The sequence below is a fragment of the Kitasatospora sp. NPDC057542 genome, assembly GCF_042801945.1.
GTDB lineage: Bacteria > Actinomycetota > Actinomycetes > Streptomycetales > Streptomycetaceae > Kitasatospora.
The window spans coordinates 1-6,787 of sequence record NZ_JBHVFE010000480.1; the positions used below are offsets into that span (position 1 = coordinate 1).

At 69.5% G+C, this 6,787-nt stretch carries 4 protein-coding genes and 1 pseudogene; 2 read left to right on the forward strand and 3 right to left on the reverse strand.

The genetic code is table 11. The features are described from left to right. Positions 1–162 precede the first annotated feature (162 nt). The 3 genes from ACFU7Y_RS37070 to ACFU7Y_RS37080 form a co-directional block, all read right to left on the reverse strand. The gene (locus ACFU7Y_RS37070; RefSeq protein WP_380770992.1) at positions 163–1,515 is read right to left on the reverse strand and encodes a GNAT family N-acetyltransferase; all 1,353 of its coding nucleotides are present in this window, start codon (positions 1,513–1,515) and stop codon (positions 163–165) included. Positions 1,516–1,971: 456 nt separating this feature from the next. Continuing rightward, the gene (locus ACFU7Y_RS37075) at positions 1,972–3,237 is read right to left on the reverse strand and encodes an IS701 family transposase (RefSeq protein ID WP_380770993.1); all 1,266 of its coding nucleotides are present in this window, start codon (positions 3,235–3,237) and stop codon (positions 1,972–1,974) included. A 113-nt stretch (positions 3,238–3,350) separates the two neighbouring features. Then, positions 3,351–3,599, reverse strand: coding sequence for a hypothetical protein (locus tag ACFU7Y_RS37080; protein WP_380770994.1), 249 nt, complete (start codon positions 3,597–3,599; stop codon positions 3,351–3,353). Here ACFU7Y_RS37080 and ACFU7Y_RS37085 point away from each other — a divergent pair. Continuing rightward, positions 3,598–3,999: pseudogene (locus ACFU7Y_RS37085) on the forward strand (transposase family protein); the annotation flags it as partial. The gene ACFU7Y_RS37080 and the pseudogene ACFU7Y_RS37085 sit on opposite strands and share 2 nt — an antisense overlap. Positions 4,000–4,223: 224 nt before the next feature. Beyond that, positions 4,224–6,773, forward strand: coding sequence for a collagenase (locus tag ACFU7Y_RS37090; RefSeq protein WP_380770995.1), 2,550 nt, complete (start codon positions 4,224–4,226; stop codon positions 6,771–6,773). Positions 6,774–6,787 lie beyond the last annotated feature (14 nt).

Below are 6,787 nucleotides of genomic sequence, written 5' to 3' on the forward strand. Positions count from 1 at the left end.
TCCCGCCATGTACTCCAGCGCCCGCCCGCGCGGCTCCGATCTGGTGAAGCGCGACGCGAAGCGGGCGTGCAACCCCGCCAGCGCCGCCTTCCACTTCTCGACCTGCCCCACTCCAAGATCAATCACTCGCCAAGTCAACCACGACCAAGTGCGGTTGCAGTATTAGAAGCTGTCCGGGTTCCAGGCGAGCAGCGGGGTGCGTAGCAGCAGGTCAGCGGCTGTGGCCGCGGCCGGTCGCAGTTCGGTGACGAGGGAGGCGGCGGCCAGTCGCGGGACGGTTTCGCCGCCGAGGTAGAGGGTGCCGAGTGCGGAGGCGTCGAGTGCGAGGTCGCCCTGGTCGGTGGTGCGGGCGCAGTGGCCGGTGCCGTCGGCTGTGGTCTCGATGGCCCACCGTCCGGCGGCGTAACCGTCGCGGTCCTCGACCTCCAGGACGATCCGGCCGGGCGCGCCGTAGGTCCGTGCATTGAAGGCGGCTTCGACGTCGAGCACCCGTAGCCAAGTGAAGTCGGCGTTGTCCACGTGCGGGGTGGCGGCGCGCGGGTCCTGGAGCAGCAGCGGGAGCGGGTCGTCCGGGCCGATGTTCTCGGCGACGACCGTGCGCACCCAGTCGACGGAGAGGACGAACCGCCACAGCGCGGTGGCGGTGGCGCGGTCGTGGGCGAGGAAGTCGACGACGGTGAGGGTGGAGTTCGGGTAGCTGCCGTCCCAGCTGGTGTCGATCCGGTAGACGACCAGACCCGTGGCGTTGCCCTCGGCGTCCCGGTGGAGGGCCGCGAAGGGCTCTTTCCAGTCGCCGAAGCCTGGCACCGTGATCTCACCGGTGGAGAGCTTCCACCAGAACTCGTCGCGGGCGATGGCGCCGGGCTGGCCGAGTCGCCAGTGGTCGTGCAGTTCGGGGCCGACCTTGCGCAGCTCCTCCGTGGTGAGGAAGTCGATCCGGCCGCCGGGCACGGTGGGCAGGCCCTCGCGCAGGCCGCGGGTGCGATGCAGGTCAATGTTCCAGCCGTGACCCCGGGTGGCCGGGCCGAAGCCGAAGCGGCCGTAGATGTTGTACTCGGCGGCGATCAGGATGGCGACCGGTACCCCGCGCTCGCGGGCAGCGGAGAGGTCCCGGGACATCATCCGGCTGAGCAGCCCGCGCCAGCGGTGGGTGGCGCTCACCGTGACGTTCGTGACCGCGTCCGCTTGTACGGTGGCCCCGCCGGGCACCGTCAGTTCGACGTCGAAGCTCCGGAAGGTGGCGACGTGCCGGCCGCCGTCCACCGCGGCGAGCAGCCGCCCGGGCTCGTAGCGGAGCCGCCAGGACTCCTCGGCGCTCCCCACGTGCGGACGCAGGAACCCGAGCCTGAAAGCCCTGTCCCACTCCGCGATCTCGCCTTCGGCGATCGCGCGGATCTCCACGCCGCCGACGCACTCTGCCGCCACCACGTCGTCGTGGTCGGAGTCATCCTTCCCCCAGCCATCCGGCAGGCTGTTCATCACATTGTTCGTCCCGCGATTCGTCACGTCGCCCATGGCGACCACCTCCGCTGCCAGGCTGCAAGCGGCGCCACGACGGGAGCAAGCCTTGTTGCCATTTCCGGGAAAACGTGATTGCGCCGACCGCAGTCGCTGCCGTGCGGCACCGAACGTCCTTCGGCTTTCGGTGGCCTGAGTGTGGTGCACCGGGACCACGGCCGCGCGCACTGCCCGGCCTTGCCCATCGCTGGGGCCATGACGTGCTGCACTGCCTGTACTGCCACGGCTACGAGTTCGCGACCATCCGCTCGGCGTTCTGGGCACCCACCGCGGCGCGGTCCACCAAGCGCTGCTGCTGCGCCAGTGATCGAAGGATGTCGTCTTCTTCCCGCACACCACGGAGCCGGCGGACGGCCGGGCGGTGCCCCGCGTGGTGGAGGTCCGCGGGATGCTCCTGGTGTACCACGCGCTGCGGCAACTCGCCCGCCTAGTACTCCAGTGCGACTTCGCGATCTACGTGCCTGCGGGGACGGAGAGTCGCCGCCGGTAGTGGCTGCGACGTGCCGAAGCTTGGTGGCTTCTGCGCCAGTTCGACCAGTGCAGGAGTGCACGCAGGGACATGACGGGGCTGAACAGCGTGCCAATCAAGCGGCGGATTTCCGGGACGGTCAGGTCGACCAACTCTCGGCTTCGGGCCGGGCGGTTCGGATCCGCAGGTCTGGTCGGCCGCGCGTCCTGAACGGCGATGGCCAGGAACGCGAGGGCGAGCATGGCCAGGGTGACGTGCCGGTGCCAGGCGGTCCAGTTCCGGACTTGGTAGTGGTCCAGGCCGACCTGGCCCTTGGCCGCCTGGAAGCATTCTTCGATGCACCAGCGGGTGCCGGCGACTCGTACGAGTTCGGACAGCGGGACGATCTGGGGTGACCAGCACAGGTAGAAGGCGAGTTCGTTGGTGGTGGGGTTGCGGCGGATCAGCAGGTGACGGTGGTCGCCGGTACCGATGTGCACCCAGGCCCAGTCGTAGTAGCGGGGACCCTTGGCCCCGGGACCGGCGCTTTGCCGGTGCCAGACTGAGGCGGGCAGGCGATCAGCAGCCCCGTCCGCGCGGATCGCGGTGCGGCCCTGGTTGATCCGCACCTTGGTCGCGCAGGAGACCGCCAGCACGTAGCCGACTTCGCGGGCCTCCAGTCCGGCCCGCAGGCCGGGGTCCTGGCCGTAGGCCTCGTCGCCGGTTACCCACGATGTGCTCACTCCGGCATCCAGCGCCGCCACGATCATCTGCAGGGCGAGCCGGGGCTTGGTCGCGAAGACGATGTCGTCGGGCACTCCGGCCTTGCGGCGTCGTTCGGCGTCCTGGCACCAGGTGTGCTCGGGCAGGTTGAGCCGACGGTCGATCAACGCTCGTCCCCTGCCGGAGGTGTAGGCGAGGAAGACGCCGACCTGGCTGTTCTCGATGCGTCCGGCGGTTCCGGTGTACTGCCGCTGGACGCCTGCCGAACCGCGGCCCTTCTTCAGGAAGCCGGTCTCGTCCACGACCAGAACCCCGTCACCGGTACCGAGGTGGTCCAGGACGTAGCGGTGGACCTCGTCGCGCACCTCGGCCACATCCCAGCGGGCAGTCCGCAGCAGCCGCTGCATCGGTCCGGGACGGGCGTGGCCTGCGTGCTCCGCGAGCTGCCAGCAGTTCTTGCGCTCGCTGCCGGACAGCAACCCGAGCAGATAGGCGCGGGCGGTGGCGCGAGGTTCCACCCGCCCGAACACGCCCGCGATCCGAGCCACGGCCTGGTCGAACAAGGCCCGCCATCGAGCAGGGTCTACGCTACGGCTCGCGGCCACCGCACGATCTTCAAGAGTCGACACAACCCTTGATCATCTCTCGGTGGCCGTACGAGTCAGGCGTCGTAGTACTCGCCGTCGTCGCCCTGAACCCGCGCGTTCAGCACCTTCGCCACCTGGCACATCGTCGCGATCACCGCATTGCTCGGGTTCTTGGACACGATCCGGCCGGCGGTCCACCACATCGGGGCCATCGCGAGGCCGAGATCGTCAGCGACCACGGCCTCCCATGCCGCCGCGTTGATGTCCTGTTCCTCTTCATCCCACCAGTTCTCGCGCCGAGTGATGTGCACGTCGTAGCCCATGGTCAGCCAGGGCGGAGCGGGAGTTTTTCACCGGGGTGAAGTAGGGTCTGGCTCGGCTTATGTGACCGGTGACACTGGGTGGCGGATCCTGGGCGGTGGCGGGGCCTGGAGATCGTCCAGAACTGGTCGGCCGAGTCACCTGGCTGGCCGACATTCGGCGGCTGTGTCGCAATCGTGGTCGTGGCTCGGCGAGTTGCTGTTCCCGTCGCTGCCTCCGGCGGAGGTCTTCGGTGCCGAAGCGTCCGGTGCGGTGGTGCGGATCGCCGCCCGCGTGGCTGCTCCGGGTGCGTCATGCCCGGACTGCGGGACGTGGTCGGAGCGGGTGCACGGCTCCTACCTGCGCTATCCGTCGGATCTGCCCAGCTGCGGGCGGCCCGTGACGGTTGCCCTGCGGGTGCACCGCTTCGCCTGCACCGCTTCGCCTGCCAGGCCCTGGTGTGCCAGGGCCGCCGTTCTCGGCAGAGGTGAACCCGAGACAGGTGACATGTCACACCCTATTGATAGCCCCGCCGATCTTGTGAGACGGTGCGTCACACGCTTCGGATACCTCCCACGTCCCCACGTCCGTGGCGCTCCGTTCGCGTTTCCCCCACAAAGGAATAGACGATGCGTCCGCTCTCACGTATGTCCAGGCTGCTGGCCGCATCTGCCGCGGCAGGCACCGTCCTGCTCGGCATATCCGCCGGACCGAGCCAGGCCGCCCCCACGCCGGTCACCCCCGCACCGGTCGCTGCCAGCCCGCATCAGCCTTCCGGCAGCTCGTCGGAGGTTCCCGGCAGTCCGTTCGCCGATCCCGAGAGCCCCGCCGCTCCGCAGTCCCGCCCGCTCACGGCCGCGCAACTGCCGCTGGTCAACCCGCTGTCCGGCACGGCGCCGGCGGAGACCGGCCCGGACAAGGGCCTGGCCAAGGCCGCACCGCGCGCGCTCGCGGCGGAGCCGGTCACCGCCCAGTCGTGCACCCCTGCCGACTTCGCCGGCAGGACCGGGGCCGCCCTGGTGTCCTACGTCAAGGCCTCGACCCCCCAGTGCATCGGCTCGCTGTTCTACACCGCGGGAAGCCCGTACGCCTCGGCCCTGTTCCGCCAGGGCCAGATGGCGACGATGGCCGACGCCTTCCAGAGCGCCGCCGCCTCCTACCCCGGCGACAACTCCGCCGCCACCTGGCAGGTCGTCCTGTACCTGCGCGCGGGCTACTACGTGCAGGACAAGGACCTCGCGCACGTCGGCCCCTACGACGCGACGCTGACCGCCGCCGTGACGCGCGGCATCGACGCCTTCCTGGCCGGCCCGCACGCCGCGGACGTCACCGACGCGAACGGCCAGGTCGCCAACGACGTCATCATCCTCACCGACAGCGCCGGTCAGCAGGGCCGCTACCTGAACACCTACCGGCAGGTGCTGAACGGCTACACCAGCGCGTACGACAGCTCGAAGAACCTGCTCACGTACGTCAACAGCGCCCTCTCCGCGCTGGACCGGGGACACGAGAGCAAGTCCTTCGTCGACGCGGTGACCGCGGACCCGGGCATCGTCGACACCCTCGACGCGTTCACCCGCACCCACCACGACCTGCTCGGAACCTACCCCGGCTTCCTGGTCTCCAACGCCGGCATCGAGCTGACCCGGTTCGTCAAGTACCCGGCGTTCCAGGCCAGGATCCGCCCGCTGGCCAAGGCCCTGCTCGACAGCTCGTCGATGACCGGCCCCACCGCCCCGCTGTGGGTCGGCACGGCCAACACGGCCGCCTTCTTCGACAAGGACCAGTGCTCCTACTACGGCGTCTGCGACCTGAAGCAGCGGCTGACCAAAGCCGTGCTGCCGATCAGGCAGACCTGCAACGCCACCCTCACCGTCCTGGCCCAGGACCTCACCGCGGCCGAACTCGCCGCCGTCTGCGCCGACCTCAAGGGCGAGGACGCGTACTTCCACGGCCTCGTCCGCGACAACGGCCCCATCCCCGGCCAGTACGAGTCGTCCGTGCAACTCGTGGTCTTCGCGAGCCAGGCCGACTACCAGACCTACGCCGGCGCGATGTACGAGGCGAACACCAACAACGGCGGGGTCACCCTGACCGGGACCCCGAGCGACCCGGCCAACCAGCCGGTCTCCCTCATGTACCGGCACCCGAACGAGAACGGCTTCACCGCCCGGATCTGGAACCTCAACCACGAGTACGCCCACGTCCTGGACGCCCGCTACGACATGAAGGGCGACTTCACCCAGCAGACCAGCGTCCCCGACCTGTGGTGGATCGAGGGCGTCGCCGAGTACGTCTCCTACACCTACCGCGGCGTCACCGACCTCAACGCGGTCTCTCTGGCCCCCAAGCACACCTACGCGCTCAGCACCCTGCTCCAGAGCACGTACCTGAACAGCGACGTCGTCCGCACCTACCACTGGGGCTACCTGGCCGCCCGCTACATGATCGAACGCTACCCGAGCGTCGTCCAGACCATGCTCGGCTACTTCCGCACCGGCGACTACGCCCGCGCCTACGCGTACTACAACGGCATCGGCACCGCCTACGACGCCGACTTCACCAGGTGGGTCGACACCTGCGCCACCGACACCTGCCTCACCGCGGGCACCCCGAAGGCGGCCTTCGACGCCACGGTGCGGGACCTCAACGTCCAGCTGACCGACCGCTCCACCGAGACCGCCGGCAAGGGCAGCATCACCGGCTGGGCCTGGAACTTCGGCGACGGCACCACCGGTACCGCGGCCTCCCCGGCGAAGTCCTACCGCGCTGCCGGAAACTACACCGTCACCCTCACCGTCACCGACAGCAACGGCAAGACGGCCACCACGACCCGGACCGTCACCGTCACCGCGCCGGCCGCACCGGCGGCCTGCACCGACCCCGACGCCCGGAAGCTGGACTACAACTGCTTCCGCACCGGCCGCTCCGCCGGCGCCGGAAGCTCGGACCAGATGTACATCTACATGCCGGCCGGCACCACCACGCTGACCGTCTCCACCACCGGCGGCACCGGGACCGCCTACCTCTACTACAGCCCGGACCGCTGGGCCTCCAACACGGACTACGCCGCCTCCTCCACGAACAGCGGCACCACCCAGACCGTGACCGTCACCAACACCACGGCCGGCTACCGCTACATCACCCTCTACGGCAAGACCGCCTTCAGCGGCGTCACCGTCACCACCCAGTACTGACCGGCGCGTGAGCC